Origin of the sequence: Pseudomonas huaxiensis, assembly GCF_003231275.1 — a bacterium.
Lineage (GTDB): Bacteria > Pseudomonadota > Gammaproteobacteria > Pseudomonadales > Pseudomonadaceae > Aquipseudomonas > Aquipseudomonas huaxiensis.
Window position 1 is genome coordinate 1 of sequence record NZ_QKVL01000053.1, and the last position, 18598, is coordinate 18598.

An 18598-nucleotide genomic window follows, 5' to 3' on the forward strand; every position below is an offset into this window, starting at 1 on the left:
CTCGCCACATCGAATGGATAAGCTCACAGCACCCAAGCCAAAGCCACGCCCCCCACCATTCCGTGAAGAACCTGATAATTGGGTCTGCTTTGTAGCCCTTCGGGCCGCCGAACCGTCGCGAAGGGCTTAACTGACTGGGAGAGTTACTTCAGAAAACAGCAGAAAGAACAAACGAGGTCACGGTATTTTCCACGCCGGGCATGGCCGCGATTTCTTTCCAGACCGCGTGAACCCGCTCGGGGCTCGCCGCGTTGACCCGCAGCATCAGGTCGAACTCGCCACTGAGTACCTCGCACTGGACCACCTCGGGAATGGTGCCCAGTTTGGCCAGCACATCGTCGCCGCGCATGCGGTCGTAGCGGTAGACGAAAATCGCCGCGCTGATCAGCGACGAAGGCCGGCGAGCATCGCCCAGCCGCACGGTATAGCCCTGAATCGCGCCATCGCGCTCAAGCCGTTCGACGCGCTGGCGCACCGCATTGCGCGACAGGTTGACCTTGGCCCCCAGCTCCGCATGAGCGATCCGCGCATTGGCGGTCAGTTCAGCGAGGATGCGCTCGTCCAGAGGGTCCAGAATGCGCTTCATAGCGCCCTCGACTGCACGGCCCGCAGCGCCTGGCACAGGCCATCCAGATCGCCGCGTTGAAGGGCCGGCGGTTCGTCTGCCAACGCTGGCGGCGGCGCCACCTCGCCATCCCAGACACCCAGTTGCGCCAGCAGCGCAGCGGATTTTTCCGGCGCGATCTGGCCCAGGGTGACCATCGGCGCGCCCAGGCTGCGCCGATGCATGCGCCCGGCCAGCGCGCCCACCGCCGTATGCGGATCGACAATGGCGCCGGTGTCCTCGCGCAGGCGGATGACCTCGCGGCGCACCTCCGCCTCCTCCACCGCATAGGAGTCGAACAGTACCCGCGCCTGCAGCCACTGCGGGTTGCCGATGCTCAGCTCGCCAGAGGCTTCGAAATGTTCCATCAGCGTTCTGATACAACCAGCACTGCGCCCGTACAGCTCCCAGATAAAACGCTCCAGGTTCGAATACAGGGAAAAGTCCATGGCCGGTGCCAGGGTGCGCTGGCTGGCGTGGGTGGCGTATCGATTGCGGTGGAGGAAGCGGTGCAGCGCGTCGTTGCTGTTGGTCGAAACGATCACCTGATTGATCGGCAAGCCCATTTTCTGCGCGACGAAGCCGGCGTAGATCTCGGCGAAGCTCGCGGCGGGCACGCTGAACCCGACAGGACGGGTGCCACCGCCCAACTGCAAGGCGGCATGAAAGTAAAAAACGATCTGGGCCAGCACGCCGACCCAGTTGGTGGAGTTGAAGCAGACCGGAATCACCCCCTCCAGCGGCCAGTTTCGAAACAGTCGCGCGACCAGGGTCTGGCAGTCATCGAAGCTGCCGTCCACGGGGATCAGCAGGACACGTTCAGGGTCAGCCGCCAGCAAGGCGGCGAGACGGTCGGCGGGGACCTCGTGACGCGGGTAGAGAATCGCCATGCGCACGTTCGGGCAGGCCGCGAAAGCCTCGATGGCGGCAACGCCGGTGTCGCCGTTGGTGGCGCCCACCACCAGCGCATCGCTAGACGATTCGTCGAGAAAGTGCCTGACCAGCCGGGCTTGAAGCTGCGCGGCAAAGTCTTTCGAGGTGCGCGTCGGGCCATGGAACAACTGCAGAATCCATTCGTTATGGCCAATCTGCTGCAGCGGCGTGATCGCGCGATGGGTGAAGTCCTTGTAGCTGTCGCTGAGCAGCGCGCGCAGGGTCGGCTCATCCAGCGCATCACCGACGAAGGGCGCGATCACCCGCCATACCAGCTCATCGAACGGCAGCCAGGACCAACTGGCGATCTCCTCCGGGCTGATCACCGGCAAGTACGCCGGCACATACAACCCGCCATCGGCGGCAGGGCCCGACAGCACGACTTCACGGAAGTCCGCCCGTACATCGCCATTGCGGGTGCTCACGTAGTGCATGAAAACTCCAGGAAAGGGTTACGAAGGCCGATGGGCTTGAGCCACCAGCCAGTCTGAAAACAGCGCGGCATCGGGTGGCAGTGCGCGCCCTTGCTCACGGACCAGGTAGAACGATTCGCTGGCTTCGATGCGCTGGCTGAAGGGCGCGACAAGCTGCCCGTCCCTGAGCAGGTCCTCGACCACCGAGGAACGCGCCAGTGCAACACCCTGCCCCAGTTCCGCCATGCGGATCGTCGAAATCAGCGTGTCGAATTGCAGCCCCCGCGAGTAATCGACATCGTCCGCGCCGACCCGCTTGAGCCAGTAGCCCCAGCCCTCTTCGTAGCCGAGGACATGCAGCAGCGGATGGTGCTTGAGGTCTTGCGGCTGACGGATCGGCGAGCGTGCCAGCAACGCCGGCGAACAGACCGGCACCAGCACGTCCCAGGTCAGGCGCTGGGCGTGCAGGCCGGGCCATTCACCATTGCCCCAGCGCACTTCGAGGTCATCCTCGCCATCCGGCGCCTTGACCCACAGGTTGCTGATGTAGCGGATGTCGATGTTCGGGTTCTCGCGGCTGAAACCGAGCAAGCGCGGGGCCAGCCAGTACTGCAGGAACGACAGGCTGCCGCGGACCTTCACCGGCCTGCGCTTGTGCTGGCCGAAAATCTCGTTGGTGCCCACCGCGAGGCGGCTGATCGCGTCCTGTACCACCGGCAGGTAGGACTGGCCCTCCTCGGTCAGGTCGAGGCCCCTGGGCAGGCGCTTGAACAAGGCCACGCCCAGGTGGTTTTCCAGTTGGCGGATCTGCTGACTCACGGCGCCTTGGGTCAGGTGCAGTTCCTCTGCGGCGTGAGTGAAGTTCAAGGCGCGCGCCGATACCTCGAATGACCGCAGCCAGTTCAGCGGCGGCAGGGATTTTTGCTTCATCGGCACGACCTCGTTCGGAGTTGAATCCGTCCATCATGAACCGGAATCTTCAGGTCGGGTTAACGCCCGGGACCACCGGCAGCATGGCGGCAAGCCGCTGTTCGCGCTTCTTGCGGGTCACCCAGTAGACGAAGTAGCACCAGGCGATAAAGGGCAGTCCGAAGTACAGCGCCACCCGCTGCTCGGGGTCGAACGCGATCCCGACGCAAGCCAGCACGCAACACAGGATCGCGCCCAGCGGCACCCAGGGGTAACCGCGCACCCGGAAATGCAGGTCTTCAACGCGGCCACCATTGGCCACATAGTGTCGGCGAAACGCGATCTGGCTGGCGGCGATGCTCATCCACACCACCACCACCGCCAGCCCGGAAACGGACACCAGCGCCAGGTACACCGTGTCCGGCGCAACCACGCTGCTGAGCAGCGACGCCACCGCACCGGCCATGCTCAGGATGATCGCGTTGACCGGCGTGCCGCGCGGCGAAAGGCGGCGGAAGCACTTGGGCATATGGCCCTGGTCACTCAGGGTCCAGAGCATCCGCGAGGCGGCGTACAGGCCGGAGTTGGCCGCCGACAGCAGCGCGGTCAGGATCACGAAATTCATGATGTCGGCCGAGTACGGGATGCCGATCATGTCGAACACCATCACGAACGGGCTTTCCACCAGACCCGCCTGCTCACGGGGCAACAAGGTCGCCAGGACGACGATGGTGCCGACGAAGAACAGCGCCAGCCGGACCACCGTGGTACGAATGGCCTTGGGCACGCTGTCCTGAGGATCCTTGGCTTCGCCAGCGGCGATGCCGATCAGCTCGGTGCCGGAGAAGGCGAACGACACCGCCAGCAGCGTCATCGCGATGGGCATTATTCCAGTGGGAAACAGGCCCTCGCGGGTGAAGTTGGACAGCCCGATGCCTTGCACATGTTTGACCTCGAACAGGCCGCAGATCGCCCCGGCGCCAATGACGATGAAGGCAATCACCGTCAGCACCTTGATCAGCGACAACCAGAATTCGGTCTCGGCGAACAACCGCACGGACACCACATTGAGGATGAACACGGTGATGGCGAAGAACGCACTCCATATCCACACTGGCGTGTCCGGAAACCAGCGGACCATCAGGATCCCGGCTGCGGTGAATTCCGAGCCAATGGCGACGGCCCAGGTGAGCCAGTACAACCAGGCCACCGTGTAGCCGGTGCCCGGTCCCAGGTAACGGGTGGCGTAGCTGCTGAACGAGCCGGTTTCAGGCATTTGTACGGCCAGTTCGCCCAGGCAGACCATCACCAGGTAGACCATCACCGCGCCGACGATATAGGCGATCACCGCGCCAAGGGGGCCGGCCTGGTTGACCGTGTAGCCCGAGGTCAGAAACAGCCCGGTGCCGATCACCCCGCCCAGTGCGAGCATGACGATATGGCGGGTGTGCATCTCTTTCTTGTATTCGGCCGGATCAGCCGACGCGGTCGTTGAGTGTTCAGTGGACATAGTTTGATTCTCATGAAGTGTCTGGCGATCAACGGGAAGCCCGCAACGAGGCAGTACCCACCAATGCACCAGCGACTGTTATTGTTATTGCTTTCATGAAACAGGGCGGCCCGCCATCCCGGGCAGACCGCCCTCACCCTCAGGCGGACACGCTGGCGCGCCGCTCGCTGCCGGCCATATCCGTGCGTTGGGCACGCACCGTGGCGAAGGCCTGACGCAGGTCTTCCAGCAGGTCAGCGGTGTCCTCGATACCGACGGACACCCGCACCAGCCCTTCGGAAATGCCCAGCGCCTGGCGCTCTTCCAGGGTGTTTTCCACGTGGCTGGTTGTCCGTGCCGGCCCGTAGATGGTTTCCACCGCGCCCAGGTTGCCGGCACGGTGGGCGTAGCGCAGGCACGGCAGCAGCTTGACGACGGTGTCCATCCCGCCGACCAGCACGAAGCTGACGATCGCGCCGAACCCCTTCATCTGCGCACATGCGATTTGGTGACCGGGATGCCGCGGCAACCCCGGATAGTTGACGGCTTCCACCAGCGGCTCGCTGCACAGGAATTCCGCCAGCGCCTGGGCGCTCGCCTGTTGCTGACGCAGGCGCAGGGCGAGAGTCTTGATGCCGCGAATGATCAGGTAGGCGGAAAACGGGTCCAGCGAAGCGCCGTTGATTTCACGGTAGTGACGCACCTGCGCCATCAGCGACTCGGCCCCGCAGACCACGCCGCCAAGCACATCACCATGGCCGGAGAGGAACTTGGTCGCGCTGTGCACCACCACATCGACGCCCAGCGCCAACGGGTTCTGGTTCAGTGGCGTGGCAAAGGTGTTGTCGGCGACGACCAGCGCGCCGACACGTTTTGCCGCCGCCACCAGCCGGCGGATGTCGAGGATTTTCAGGGTCGGGTTGCTGGGCGTCTCGAGGTAGACAAGATCACAGCCGAGGGCGATTTCGCGCTCGATGGCCTCGGTGTCGAGGGTGTCGCACAGCGTCACTTCGACGCCCTGGCGGGGCAGGAACTCTTCGAAGATCTTGTTGGTGCCGCCATAGCTGTCGCGGGTCGAGACCACGCGTTTGCCGTTGCACAGGAAGGTATGCAGGACACCGCTGATCGCCGCCATTCCGGTACTGAAGGCCACGGCCGACTCGGCCTGCTCCAGTGCGCACAGCTTGTTTTCGAGAACCGCAACGGTCGGGTTGCTCATGCGGCTATAGATGAAACCCGGCTCTTTGCCCAGCGCGACGTCATACCAGGCATCGATATCGTGATAGCCATAGGCGGCACTGGCGACGATCGGGGTCTGGGTGGCGTTGTAGGGATGTTCAACCTGCTCCCCGCCCCACACCACACAGGTGCCAACACCCGGCTGCACGCCCTGAGCGACCTTTGCTTCGTTGTTCATGTTGTTGTCTCGCATCGATGAAACACCGCGGTGTTTCGATTGGGTCTGCGAGGACTATAGGGAGGACGCGCCCCCTTGAAAAACGATGGAATCCGGCCCTAAGGGAAGGGTTTTTTAATGGCTCCTTGGGTGGGAGTGGATTGCTTATCGCGAGCAAGCTCGCTCCTACAGTTCCTATGTCTGTCGATGTTGAGCGAGCTTGCTCGCGATAAACCGCATGACAAAATCCCGGTTTTCAGGGATGGCGCGGCCTTCTGCCATCAGCTTATATTGACCGCCGTGCCGACCCTTGGCGCCTCTCGCCTATCCGACAGTACAACGCCATGTCCAAGACCGCGCTGCCCGCCATGCAATCCCTCCCCTCTGGCGTGCTGCTGGTCGAGGACGAGCCCCACTTCCAGGAACGCTTGCTCAAGATCCTGTCTGACCTGGGCTGTGCCCCCGACACCCTCTACGTCGCTGGCAACCTGGCCGATGCCCGGCAGATCAGCCAGACCCAGTCGTTTTCCCTCGCCCTTGTGGACCTCGGCCTGCCCGACGGCAGCGGTATCGATCTGATTGCCGAACTCCGCCGACGCCCCCATCCGGTGAGCATCCTGGTGATATCCGCGTGGAGCACGCAGGACAAAATCCTGCAGGCATTACAGGCCGGCGCTACTGGCTACCTGCTCAAGGAGCGTGACGACCTGGAAGTCCTGCTGTCGATACGCAGCGTGCTGCGCGGTGGCGCGCCGATCGACCCGTTCATTGCCAGGCATATCCTCGCGCACATTCCGCAGGCCGAGGACGAGGTGGCCAACGTGGCGGACCGTGAGCAAGCCACATCGCCCGACCTTCTGACCGAACGCGAAGCGCAGATCCTGATGCTGGTCGCGGGCGGCAAGTCGAACCGGAATATCGCCGAGCACCTGTACATTTCGCTCTATACCGTGGAATGCCACATCAAGCACATTTACCGGAAGCTGGAAGTGTCTTCACGCATCAATGCGCTCAACGAAGCGCGCCTGCGCGGTTTACTCCCGTAGTGCCGAGGCATCGTTTCCTCGGCGCGTGGCTGCTCGGTCTCATGCTGCTGGGCAGTTGCCTGCTCCAGACGGCCTGGGCGCAATCCTGCCCACCCACCATCAGCGCCGTACAGGCCGCCAGGGAGAATCCCGGCGAGAGAGGCCGACCGACGCAGGGTTGGCAAGCGGTCACACTGCCCGATATCTGGACCACCCGCTGGCCCGATTTCACCGGGGCGGTCTGGTATCGAATCACCTGGCGCCACGACTGCGCAGTCGGCGGGGCAGAAAAGCCGCTGGTCGCGCTGGTCAGCAGTTCGATCAACCTGGCCGGCGAGGTCTACCTGAACGACACCCTGCTCTGGCGTGACGCGAGCCTGCAAGAACCGCTGTCCAGAAGCTGGAACACCCCGCGCTACTGGATCCTCCCGGACGCTGCGCTGCACCCGCAGGCCAATGACATCTGGATTCGCGTGCAAGGCCGCGCGCTGGTCTTTCCTGGGCTGGGATTGGTCAGGATGGGCCCTCCCGCGCAGATGCTGGCGTTGCATCAGCAGCTATGGTGGTCGCAACGCACCACGTTCCTGATCAACATGGTGGGTTCGCTCTGTATTGCCGGCCTGTTCGCAGGTATCTGGCTGCTCTACCGCAAGCAGGCCCTGTATGGGTGGTTTGCGCTGTTGAACCTGGCCTGGGTGCTGTTCGTCTACAACATCGTGGCCGTCGATCCCTGGCCGTTCAGTCATACGGCGGATATGGCGCGGGCCAACGCCATCGCGTTCATGGCCTTTTGCACGTGCTACGCCATTTTCATTTTCCAGTTGCAGGGACGCGCCCTCAGCCGGGTGCAGGAGCGCAGCCTGCAAGCGCTGACGGTCGGCCTGTCGCTGCTGATTGTGTGCATGCCGGAAAAGCACTTGCTGGCCACCCTGCAATTTGGCGTGAGGACCCATCTGCTGGTCTTTGCCGCGAGCTGCCTCATGCCGCTGATCCATGCCTGGCGCAGCAGGAAGCTCCAGGATGTGTTCTATGCCTCGCTGGGCCTCGGATTCGTGATCATCGCGCTATACGACACGCGCACGTATTACTTGAAGATTCCCGATCCCGTCCTGCTGACCCCTTATGCCAACCTCGTCACCATGGCGGTGATCACCGCGGTGCTGGGCTCGCGCATCGCCCACAGCATGCGCCGCACCGAGCGTTTCAATGTGGAGCTGTCGAGCGCTGTCGAGGAAGCTTGCCGGGAGCTGGAAACGACATTGGGCAATGAGCACCAACTGGAACTGTCAAACCTGCGCCTGCAAGAGCGCCTGCAGTTCATTCACGACCTGCATGACGGGTTTGGCAGCGCCCTGGTCCGGGCCATCGTCCAGGCGGAACGCAATGCCGCTGCCCATGCCGATGCGCGCCGGCACATCTCCACCCTCAAGTCCCTGCGCGATGACCTGCGCAACGTCATGGGCAGCGGCGAACGCGCCAACGCCGAGCTGCCGGCGACACCCTCCGAGTGGATGGCGCCGACGCGGCACCGTTTTTCGACGCTGTTCGATGAGATGGAAGTGACCAGTCGCTGGTCGTGCCTTGCCGGGTGGCCCTGGCCGCCCAGCGTGGCGTTCTGCATGGAACTGACACGCTTGCTGGAGGAAGCCCTTTCCAACGTGCTCAAGCACAGTGACGCGACGGAAGTGGAGATCACCCTGGCGGTGGTTGCGGACCTTGAGCTGATGCTCGAAGTCCGCGACAACGGTGTGGGCTTCGACCTCTCGGCGGTCAGCCAGGCCGCTACCGGCATCGGCCTGCCCTCCATGCACGCGCGGATCGCCAGGCTCGGCGGGACACTCCTGGTAGAGTCCCGGCCGGGCCTGAGCGTCGTCCGCGCCTGCCTGCCCCACTGACCTGGCCAGGCGTTGCTCAGTTCAGGTTGCCGTCGTTGTTCTCGATGTCATGAAGGGTAATGCTGGTGTTCTTTTCGCCACCCTTGCCGTCCTCACAGATTGCAGCGATATCCACCTCTTGCGGGTTGTAGCGGAGCTGGACATTGCGGCAACTGTTCTGGAACGAACTGGGTGCATCGCCGCGGCCGCGCAGCGTGCCGTATTCGTTGGAAACCCCCACCAGCTCGATTGCCGTCGCGTTGTAGTCACCACTGCGGGTGCGGCATTCGGCATGGATCGACACTTCGTTGCTATCGGTCTGCAGCTCGATGTTGCGGCACGAGTTCTGGAAGGTGGATGGCGCCGCTTGCGCCGGCGCCATCAGCGCCAAGGAGAGTAATGCGGACATCCCGCCGAGGATGAGCGCCCGAGTCTGTCCGCGCTGAGTAGTTACCTGGTTCATTTACTGATCCCTGTTATTGAAGGTTTAAGGAGGCGTTGCCTTGCCTGCCGCCGCGCTGGCTGCGGCAGATGATGAGCGGGCGCCGTCAGCGGCACCCGTCAATGTGCTTCACGAGGTAGGTGGTTTTTCCGACGCCGGGCGGTGGACGGGACTCGAGCAGGACATGCAACTCGCAGTCCCGGCTGCGGATACGCCAGTGCCGGGTGGTGTCGTCCGCCTGATCGCGCTGGCGTTCGATGCTTTCGATCGGCATCTGCTTCAGGGCATCGATCACGCGCATGTCCTGCAACACCACCTGGATCTGCTCGACGCTGTCGTAGTAGCCGGACAAGGCCGCTTGCGCCGGCGCGCAGACCAATCCCGTCACGGCGCACAGCCAGAACGGCGTGCGCATCAGGGGTGCAAGGCAACTGAGGGTGTAACGGATTCCACGCATAAGGACGACCGCCAGAACGATAGTGGGGTGACGCCGCTATGCTATTTTTCGGCCTTGCCTCTGGATATCACTGGTTACTGGTATTTGTGGGGTTGCCCGGACAATTCACAAGTGCTCAGGAGGCCGTGGCCGGCCGCGTGTTCACGCCGACTGCCCACGGCCTGAACACACAAAGGCTGGCCACTGCCGCGAGGCACACGCTGGCGGCGCCATAGATCAGCACCCAGGCGAAGCCCTGATCGAGTGCGGTGTGAAAGGCGCTGGCGGGTATCGCCTGTTTGCCGGCCGCCACGGCCTGGGCCGTGGCCTGCAACGCCGAACCCTCGCCCAACCCCGGCAGGTTCTGGCGCAAGCTGCCGGCAATGCCTTGCACCAGTACCCAACCCATTACCGCGATATTGATGGCCAGCGAAGTCATTCGCGCACTCATGTCCATGCCGGACGCCATGCCGGCCCGCGATGGCGGCACGGAACCGGTGCTGGTGTTGGTGACCGGTGTATTGGTCAAGCCGAGTCCGGTCCCTGCCAACACGCAGCCTGCTGCCATGACGGGAACCAGCAGATGGGCACTGCCAATGGCGATGCACATCAACATCAAACCCGCCCCAATCACCAGCAGCCCTGCGGGAATCATCACGCCCGGCTGCAGCCTCAGCGCCAGACGCTCACCCAACGGCGGCACAAACAGGGTGGGCAGGGTGTACGCCAGAAGCAGCAAACCCGCGTCGACGTTATCCAGCCCCATGCCTGCCTGGAAATAGATCGGCAGGTAGATCATCAGCGGCCAGAAGCTGAAGTTCATGCCCGCCGAACCCAACAGCGCCCCTGAAAAGCCTCGAATGCGGAACACCGAAAAATCCATCATCGGGTGCGGGTTGAGCCTCTGCGAGACCAGGAAGGCCACCAACGCCAGCAAGGTCGCCAGGGCCCACGCGCTGGCTGTCGCGCGCGACAGTTCAGGACCCTGAATAATCACGAATGTCAGGCCGAATACTGCCGACGCCAATAGCAGGATTCCCAGGCTGTCCAGCTTGCCCGTCGGCGCCTCGCTGGAGCCGTGCACCCCGGCGCCCGCCAGGGCAAACGCGATGGCCGCCAGCGGCAGGTGAATCAGAAATACCCACTGCCAGTTGGCGAGCGCAAGGATGCCAGCGCCAATGATCGGACCAAGACCCAGCCCGGCGCCAAACACGATCCCCCACAGGGCAAAGGCCTTGCTCCGCTCCCGGGGTTCGGTGAACTGCCGGGACAGAATCGAAATCTGGCAGATCAACAGGGCGCCGCCGCTTGCGCCCTGCACAGTCCGGGCGATGATCAGGGTGGTCACGTCTTCGGCAAGTCCGCAGGCCAGCGATGCCAGGCCGAACACGGCCACGCTGGCGAGGAACAACGTCCGCCGCCCGTAGCGATCGACCAGCGTGCCCACCGCCATCAACACGGTGGTACAGGCCAGGGTGTAGGCGTTCATGATCCACTGCAGGTCGCTGAAACGGCCTTCGAGCAGGGTCTCGAGGGTGGGCAGGATCACCGGGATACTGGAGATCTCCAGACCAAACATCATCGCCGCCAGGCAAACCGCAGCCAGCGCTTTCACCGAATCCTTCATTGCACGTTTCCATCGACTCAAATAGTCGGAGGATCATCGGACGCCGAGGGGTTTGTGGAAATCGGCACGAAGGCCATGTATCGTCAAGTTCATGCCAAAACGCCATCCTGCCGCCCTGCCCTTCAATCGATCCCTGGTCGTGCTGGTCTACGACCAGTTGTGCACCTTTGAATTCGGCACGGCCATCGAAGCCTTCGGGCGCGACGATCCCGAGCTGAAAAGGCCGCTTTATGAACTGCGCGTCGCGGCGGCCGAACCCGGTCCGCTGCGGGCGTTTGGTGGCGTGCAGATCAGCGTGGAAGGTGGCCTGGAGTTGCTGGAACGGGCCGGAACCATCGTCATTCCGGGGTGGCGCGACCTGGCCGAAGAGGTTGCCCCCGATCTGCTCCAGGCGCTCACCGCCGCCAGCGCAAGGGGCTGCCGCATCGTCACCATCTGCGCGGGCACTTTTGTCCTGGCGGCAACCGGCCTGCTGGCGGGCAAGCGCGCCACCACCCACTGGCACCATCACCAGGCACTGGCGAAGGCCTATCCCGACATTCAGGTCGAGCCCTCGGTGCTGTATGTGGATGAGGGCAACATCCTCACTTCGGCAGGTTGCGCCTCGGGGCTTGACGCCTGCCTGCACCTGATCCGCCGGGACTTTGGCCCCGACGCGGCCAACCGGGCCGCCCGGCGCATGGTCACCCCGCCCCACCGCCTGGGCTGCCAGGCCCAATACATCGAACAGCCCGTCACCGTCAGACCGGGCAGCAGCCTGGCGCCGCTGCTGGATCAACTGCGCGCAAAACCCGACAGCGACTTGACCATCGAGCAGATGGCCCATGCCGCCCATATGAGTCGCCGCACTTTCCTGCGCCGCTTTCACGACGCCACCGGGACCACGCCTGCGGACTGGCTGCTGGGGGTTCGACTGGAACGCGCCAAGGCGCTGCTGGAGACCAGTTCCCTGTCCATGCCGCTGATTGCCGAACAGTGCGGCTTCGGCACTGCGGCGACCTTGCGCCATCACTTCCGGACAAAACTGAACAGCAGCCCGAGCTGCTATCGCAGGCAGTTCGGGCGGGGGTGATCGAGGGAAACGGCGTAAACGAGAGTCTATTGCGTTTCCCTCTCACTTCACCGCACAATTAGAAACAATTCTCAACAACGTCTGAGCAAGCCATATGCCTGTGGGTGAACCGCCGTTTCAACGGGAGATTACCGCGCTCTACTCCGAGCATCATGGCTGGCTGTTGACGTGGTTGCGGCGAAAACTGGGCTGCGCCAATAACGCTGCCGACCTCGCGCAGGACACCTTCGCGCGGATCCTCAACGCACGCGAGTCCGTGGCCGGCATTCGCGAACCGCGGGCTTACCTGAGCATCACCGCCAAGCGCCTGGTCATCGACCAGTCGCGCCGCAAGAAGATTGAAACCGCGTACCTGGACGAACTGGCGCTGACCGCCCAGGCGCTGGAAGGCTTTCAATCGCCGGAACAGATTCACGCCACCCTGGAAGCCCTTGAGCAGATCGCGTTCATCCTCGAAGGCATGCACGAAAATTCCCGTCAGGCGTTTGTCCTGTATTACCTCGAAGACCTGACCCAGGTGCAGATCGCCGCGCAACTCAAGCTGTCTGAACGCACGGTGCGCAAGTACCTGATCCAAGCGTTGCTGCATTGCAGCCACAGTCTGGATACCTGAGCGCCCATGCCCGACTCCCGCCAGCCGATCGACGAACAAGCCGCCGAGTGGATGATTCGCCTGCACGAAGGCCCGTTGAACGAGGCCGAGCGCCAGGCTTTCGAACGCTGGAAACAACAAGGGCCGCAGCACGCCGCTTCTGCCCGGCGAATGGAAGAGGTCATTGCCCGCATGCAGGCCCTGCGCGGGCAAAAAGCACCAGCCCGTGCGGCGTTGGGCGCAGCGTTTACTCCCGCCAAGAAACCGCTTCGGCACAAACCCTATGTCCGCGCCCTGGCGTTGGCCTGCTGCCTGGCGCTGCCCGCCGCGACGCTGCTGTCCAGCCCCTACCCTGCGCGCTGGCTGGCCGATGTCCGCAGCGGTCCGGCGCAGTGGAAGACCGTGCACCTGCCGGACAACTCCACTGTCACCTTCAACGGCACCAGCGCGGCGAACCTGCATTTCGATAGCCATGAGCGGCGGGTTGAACTGCTGCAAGGCGAGATCCTGGTGGACGTCGCCCACGATGGCGCCCGACCGTTCCTGGTCCAGACTGACCAAGGCACGCTGCGCGCACTGGGCACGCGGTTTGTGGTGAAGCGCGAAGGCGATGTCACGGTGCTGACCATGCTGCAGTCGCGCGTGGCCGCACAGAGTGCCAATGGCCAGCAGACCATGGAAGTCGACGCCGGCTCCCGCGCCCTGATCACCACCGACGCCGTGCGCCTCACTGGCACGGTCGACCCGGCCAGCATCAGCGACGCCTGGCGGCGCCACCAACTGGTGGTGGATAACCGGCCGCTGCCCGAAGTGCTCGACGAAATCGCCCGCCACCGCAGCGGCTACCTGCAGTTTGATCGGGAGGCGCTGGCGAAGCTCAACGTCTCCGTGGTGTTGCCGCTGGACGACAGCGATCACGCCCTGCAATTACTGGCGCAGACCTTGCCGATCAACCTGCGCGCCGTCACGCCATGGCTGATGCTGGTGAGGCCGAACGCCAGTACTGAAAAATAATTATTCTCATTGCTTCCGGTTTCTTTCAAATGGTCCGTCAAGGAAGGTAAATCGACACATAAAGGACCTTCCCAGAATGCCCGCCGCCCTCTCCCCTCTGCGACGCTTGCGTCTCGCGCCACTGTCGCTGGCGATGTTCGCCGCCTTCGCCGGTGCCCCGAGCCTCAACCTGGCCCAGGCACAAACGCCCAACTTGACCGCACAAACCTACGCGATTCCGGCGGGGCCGCTGAGCGCTGCACTTAACCGGTTTGCCCAGCAAGCGGGCGTGGCGATCGTGTTTCAGTCCCAGGAGTTGGAGGGCCTGAGCGCCGCCGGCCTGCAGGGCAGCTACAGCGTAGACGCGGGTTTCGCGCAGTTGCTGCAAGGCAGCGGCTACCGCGTGGTGAAGGGCGATCAGGTGTATTCGCTGCAAGCCATCCCGGCGCCGGGCGCGACCCTGGAGCTGGGCTCTACCGAGATCAGCGCCAACCAGCTCGGCACGGTGACCGAAGGCACCGGTTCCTACACTCCCGGCACCATCGCCACCGCTACCCGACTGGTGCTGACACCACGGGAAACCCCACAATCGATCTCGGTAGTGACCCGCCAGGTGATGGATGATTTCGGCCTGACCTCGATCGACGATGTGATGCGCCACACCCCCGGCATCACCGTCTCGACCTACGACTCGGAGCGGACCAACTACTATTCCCGCGGCTTCTCCATCGTCAACTTCCAGTACGACGGCATCCCGACCCTGCGCGATACCCAGTACTCGGCGGGCCAGACCCTGACCGACATGGCCATCTACGACCGTGTCGAAGTGCTCAAGGGCGCCACCGGCCTGCTGACCGGCGCCGGCGGTGCGGGCGGCACCATCAACCTGATTCGCAAGAAACCCACCGCCGACTTCCAGGGCAACATCGAAGTGGGCGCCGGCACCTGGGACAACTACCGCACCCAGCTTGACCTCAGCGGCCCGTTGACCTATGCCGGCAACGTGCGCGGCCGGGCCGTGGCGGCCTATCAGGACAAGAAGTCCTTCCTCGACCACTACTCGCGCAAGACCGGCGTGTACTACGGCATTCTCGAAGTCGACCTGGACGAAGACACCCTGCTGACACTGGGCGCCGACTACCAGGACAGTGATCCCAAAGGTTCGAGCTGGACCGGCTCGCACACCGTCTTCGACGCCGTTGGCAACCGCCTGGACGTGCCACGCTCGTTCAACAACGGCCCGAAATGGAGTTCGTGGGCGCAGTACAGTCGCACCCTCTTCGCCACCCTCGAACACACCTTCGACAATGGCTGGGTAACCAAGGGCCAGTACAACCACCAGATCAACGGCTATGACTCGCCGCTGGGCTACATCTCCCAGGACTCCGCCACCGAAAGCTCGATCTGGGCGCAGAAATACACCGGCAAGACCACCGCCGACAGCCTGGATGTCTACGCCTCGGGGCCGTTCGAACTGCTCGGCCGGGAGCACCAACTTGTGGTGGGCCAGTCGTTGTCCATTTCCAAATGGAAGGGCAAGGACTACGGCAGAGCCACGTACTTCGATAACGCTTATGACTTCTACCAGTGGCATGGCGAAGCCATCGAACCGCTGTGGAACCAGCCCACCAAGATCAACGACCTGACCACCCGCCAGACAGGCACCTACATCACCGGTCGTTTCAGTCTGATGGATGAACTGCACCTGATGCTGGGCGCGCGGGTCGCCAACTACCAGGTCACCGGCACCCGGGATAGCCAGGAAAGCGGCAAGGTCCTGCCGTATGCCGGCCTGGTGTACGACCTCAACGACAACTTCTCCGCCTACGCCAGTTACACCGAAATCTTCCAGCCGCATACCGAGTACACGGATCGATACGACAAGATGCTTGAGCCCAACGAAGGCAAGAACTATGAGTTCGGCATCAAAGGCGAGTTCTTCGACGGCCGCCTGAACACCAGCCTCGCGTACTTCGAAGTGCATGAAGAGAACCGTCCGTTGGCGGATACGCTGTTCAACTCGATTCCGGGCAACGACCGTTCCTATGTCGGTACCGAGACCAAAACCAAAGGCTACGAAGCGGAAATCAGCGGCGAACTCAGCCCGGGCTGGCAGTTGCAGGCGGGCTACACCCACAAAGTCGCCCGGGATGCCGAAGGCGAGAAAGTCTCGACCTGGGAGCCGCAGGATCAGGTCAGTTTCTATACCAGCTACAAGCTCAAGGGCAGCCTGGACAAGCTCACCCTCGGCGGTGGCGCCCGCTGGCAGAGTGCGGGCTGGCAGATGCTCTATAACAGTGGCAAACGCAGTTCCGAGCAATTCACCCAGGACCCGTACTGGCTGGTGGACGTGATGGCCCGCTACCAACTGACCGAGAACCTGTCGGCGACCCTTAACGTCAACAACCTGTTCGACAAGGTGTATTACACCAACATCGGTTTCTACACCTCGGCCTATTACGGCGACCCTCGTAATGTGATGGTCACCACGCGCTGGGATTTCTGACGCGCTCCCCAAAAGCCCCCGATCATTGCGCATGATCGGGGGCTTTTGTTTGGGTTTGGCCGCCACCCTGTGGCTAGGCACAACCTGTGGGAGCCGGTCTTGCCGGCGATGAGGCCAAGCGCGGAGTTGTTGCGGTTGTTGAAGAAGGTTTATCAGTAGCAAGGCAGGTGTTCTTGCCGGCCTCATCGCTGGCAAGCCAGCTCCCACAGGGTGCGATGGCCATGGCGCTGCCCGCCACCACGGGCTATCTTAGCTCCCGTGACAGTTCCGGCTCGTCGCACCTATAACAAGATCGCCGTGCCCGCCCTTCTGGAGCGGCACGCCACAGGGAGCCGTCCATGACTCGGCCTAGCGCGCAGACCCACCCGAGCGAACTCGCCGCCTTCGTCAACGAGCACTTCCCCGAGCGGCGCATCCGCCCGGACGGGGTAATTGCCCAGTCCTGGTACCGCAGCGTCATGCAGCACCGGCTCGACCCCGCCACGGCCACCCGCCTGGATATCCTCTGCGCCGACGATATCCGCCGCCACCAGCAACAACACCAGCAGTACCTCGATATCGCCAGCCAAGGCGTCAGCGGCCTGGCCCGGCGCGTGGTGCCCGCCGGTTTCGCGGTGCTGCTCAGCGACGAACACGGCATCACCCTCGACGCCCGCCTCCCGGTCCAGCATGACCCGTACATCCGCTCGGGCCTGGTGGTTGGCGCGCGCTGGGACGAGTCCATCGCCGGCACCAACGGCATCGGCACCACCCTGGCAGCAGCCGAGCCGCTGATCATCCACCGCGAGGAACATTTCCTCACCGCCAATTCGCGCCTGAGTTGCTCGGTTGCGCCGATCTTCAATGCCCAGGGCCTGTTGCAGGGCTGCCTGAACGCCACCTGCCTGAACAGCGATGGCCCCAAGGAAAGCCAGTACCTGACCCTGCAACTGGTGATCCTCTATGCCCGCCTGATCGAGAACGCGCACTTTCGCCAAAGCTACCGGGACCGCCTGACGCTTTCGCTGAAGCCCATCGACGAGATCGCCGACCTGGCCAATGAGCAGTTACTGGCCGTGGACGACAGTGGCCGGGTGATCGGCGCCAACCGCGCGGCCTTTGTCGCCCATGACCAGGCCAATGGCTGCAACCTGCTGGGCAGCCTGATCGATCAGTTGCTGCCCATGGGCGTCGATGAGTTGCTGCGCCTGACCAATGGCGGCGCTCGCGGCCTGCGCCTGCGCGCCCGGCATGACGAGGCGCTGCTGGACCTGAGCCTGCGCATTCCCTCGGACCAGCGCCGCGTGGCGCCCGCCCCGGCCAAGGTGCCGCGGCCCCGTCACCCCGACCTGGAGCAACTGGCCGGTGCCGACCCGACGCTGCAACAGGCAGTGCGGCGCCTGCGCAAGGTGATCGACAAAGACATCGCCATCCTGATTACTGGCGAAACCGGCACCGGCAAAGAAGCCTTTGCCCGCGCCATCCATCAAGCCAGTTCCCGCCACGGCGGGCCCTTTGTCGCGCTCAATTGCGCGGCGATCCCGGAAAGCCTGATCGAGAGCGAGCTGTTCGGCTACCGCGGCGGCAGCTTCACCGGTGCCGAGAAAAAAGGCATGAAGGGCAAGCTGGAACTGGCCAATGGCGGCACGCTGTTTCTCGATGAGATCGGCGACATGCCGGCCCATCTGCAAACCCGCCTGCTACGGGTGCTGGCCGAACGGGAGATCTCGCCCCTCGGCGCCCAGGTGCCGGTGGCGCTGGATATCCAGGTGATTTGCGCCACGCACCAGGACTTGCAAGGCATGTTGCGCGACAAGGGCTTTCGCGAGGACCTGTTCTACCGACTCAACGGCATGAACCTCAGCCTGCCGCCGCTGCGCGAGCGCAGTGACCGCGCGCAACTGATCCAGTACCTGCTCGACAGCCAGGCCGAGGCCCAGGGCCTGCAACTCACCGACCAGGCGCGCCAGTGCCTGCTCGACGCGCCCTGGCCCGGCAATATCCGCCAGTTGCTCAACGCCCTGCGCTACGCGGTGGCCCTGGCCGAGGACGGCTGTATCGACCTGGACTGCCTGCCCGGCGACCTGCTGCACAGCGCCGCCGTGCACGCGCTGCCGGCCATCCCGCCGACCAGCAGCGAACCGCAAGCGTCGAGCCTGCTGGCGACCTTGCGCCGCCATCGCTGGAACATCAGCGCGGCGGCCAGCGAACTGGGCGTCGCCCGCTCAACGCTCTACCGGCAGATGAAAAAGCACCGGCTGGTGCAGCCCAACGACTGCCTCTGAGCCCCAACGAAAAACGCCCGGAC

15 protein-coding genes are annotated in these 18598 nt (G+C 63.6%); 7 read left to right on the top strand and 8 right to left on the bottom strand.

What is annotated here, in order from left to right; genetic code table 11:
- Positions 1 to 148 precede the first annotated feature (148 nt).
- The 5 genes from DM374_RS29135 to DM374_RS29155 form a co-directional block, all read right to left on the bottom strand.
- Positions 149 to 586 (bottom strand): Lrp/AsnC family transcriptional regulator, encoded by a 438-nt coding sequence (locus DM374_RS29135; RefSeq protein WP_095156657.1) that lies wholly within the window; start codon positions 584 to 586, stop codon positions 149 to 151.
- Positions 583 to 1971: a threonine synthase gene (gene thrC / locus DM374_RS29140; RefSeq protein ID WP_110973019.1), complete on the bottom strand. Its 1389-nt coding sequence runs from the start codon at positions 1969 to 1971 to the stop codon at positions 583 to 585. Before thrC ends, DM374_RS29135 begins: the two co-directional genes overlap by 4 nt.
- A gap of 18 nt (positions 1972 to 1989) precedes the next feature.
- Entirely contained in the window at positions 1990 to 2880 is an 891-nt protein-coding gene (locus DM374_RS29145; protein ID WP_110973020.1) for a LysR substrate-binding domain-containing protein, read from the bottom strand.
- Positions 2881 to 2929: 49 nt separating this feature from the next.
- Complete coding sequence (locus DM374_RS29150) at positions 2930 to 4369, bottom strand: amino acid permease (RefSeq protein WP_110973021.1); 1440 nt, start codon at positions 4367 to 4369, stop codon at positions 2930 to 2932.
- A 139-nt stretch (positions 4370 to 4508) separates the two neighbouring features.
- A complete protein-coding gene (locus DM374_RS29155; protein WP_110973043.1) occupies positions 4509 to 5765 on the bottom strand; it encodes a cystathionine gamma-synthase family protein in 1257 nt (418 codons plus the stop codon).
- Between the two features lie 323 nt (positions 5766 to 6088).
- On the opposite strand from DM374_RS29155, the gene DM374_RS29160 reads away from it, so the two are divergent.
- Both DM374_RS29160 and DM374_RS29165 read left to right on the top strand, forming a co-directional pair.
- The gene (locus DM374_RS29160) at positions 6089 to 6790 is read left to right on the top strand and encodes a response regulator transcription factor (protein ID WP_110973022.1); all 702 of its coding nucleotides are present in this window, start codon (positions 6089 to 6091) and stop codon (positions 6788 to 6790) included.
- Positions 6790 to 8664 carry a sensor histidine kinase gene (locus DM374_RS29165; RefSeq protein ID WP_157969765.1) on the top strand — a complete coding sequence of 625 codons (1875 nt, stop codon included), beginning with the start codon at positions 6790 to 6792 and terminating at the stop codon, positions 8662 to 8664. Before DM374_RS29160 ends, DM374_RS29165 begins: the two co-directional genes overlap by 1 nt.
- A gap of 16 nt (positions 8665 to 8680) precedes the next feature.
- On the opposite strand, the gene DM374_RS29170 is transcribed toward DM374_RS29165, so the two are convergent.
- The 3 genes from DM374_RS29170 to DM374_RS29180 all read right to left on the bottom strand — a co-directional run bounded on the left by DM374_RS29170 (position 8681) and on the right by DM374_RS29180 (position 11148).
- The gene (locus DM374_RS29170; protein ID WP_110973024.1) at positions 8681 to 9106 is read right to left on the bottom strand and encodes a mannose-binding lectin; all 426 of its coding nucleotides are present in this window, start codon (positions 9104 to 9106) and stop codon (positions 8681 to 8683) included.
- A gap of 85 nt (positions 9107 to 9191) precedes the next feature.
- Positions 9192 to 9542, bottom strand: coding sequence for a hypothetical protein (locus DM374_RS29175; protein ID WP_157969766.1), 351 nt, complete (start codon positions 9540 to 9542; stop codon positions 9192 to 9194).
- Between the two features lie 115 nt (positions 9543 to 9657).
- Entirely contained in the window at positions 9658 to 11148 is a 1491-nt protein-coding gene (locus DM374_RS29180) for an MFS transporter (RefSeq protein ID WP_110973026.1), read from the bottom strand.
- A gap of 91 nt (positions 11149 to 11239) precedes the next feature.
- Between DM374_RS29180 and ftrA the strand changes: the two genes are divergently transcribed.
- The 5 genes from ftrA to DM374_RS29205 all read left to right on the top strand — a co-directional run bounded on the left by ftrA (position 11240) and on the right by DM374_RS29205 (position 18575).
- On the top strand, positions 11240 to 12220 hold the full coding sequence (ftrA, locus tag DM374_RS29185; protein WP_110973027.1) for a transcriptional regulator FtrA: 981 nt from the start codon (positions 11240 to 11242) through the stop codon (positions 12218 to 12220).
- 94 nt (positions 12221 to 12314) lie between these two features.
- A complete protein-coding gene (locus tag DM374_RS29190) occupies positions 12315 to 12833 on the top strand; it encodes a sigma-70 family RNA polymerase sigma factor (RefSeq protein WP_110973028.1) in 519 nt (172 codons plus the stop codon).
- Between the two features lie 6 nt (positions 12834 to 12839).
- The gene (locus tag DM374_RS29195) at positions 12840 to 13826 is read left to right on the top strand and encodes a FecR family protein (protein WP_110973029.1); all 987 of its coding nucleotides are present in this window, start codon (positions 12840 to 12842) and stop codon (positions 13824 to 13826) included.
- A 76-nt stretch (positions 13827 to 13902) separates the two neighbouring features.
- Positions 13903 to 16311, top strand: a complete 2409-nt coding sequence (locus tag DM374_RS29200; RefSeq protein WP_110973030.1) for a TonB-dependent siderophore receptor — start codon at positions 13903 to 13905, stop codon at positions 16309 to 16311.
- Positions 16312 to 16649: 338 nt separating this feature from the next.
- Positions 16650 to 18575 (top strand): sigma-54-dependent Fis family transcriptional regulator, encoded by a 1926-nt coding sequence (locus DM374_RS29205; protein WP_110973031.1) that lies wholly within the window; start codon positions 16650 to 16652, stop codon positions 18573 to 18575.
- The last annotated feature ends 23 nt before the right edge of the window (positions 18576 to 18598 follow it).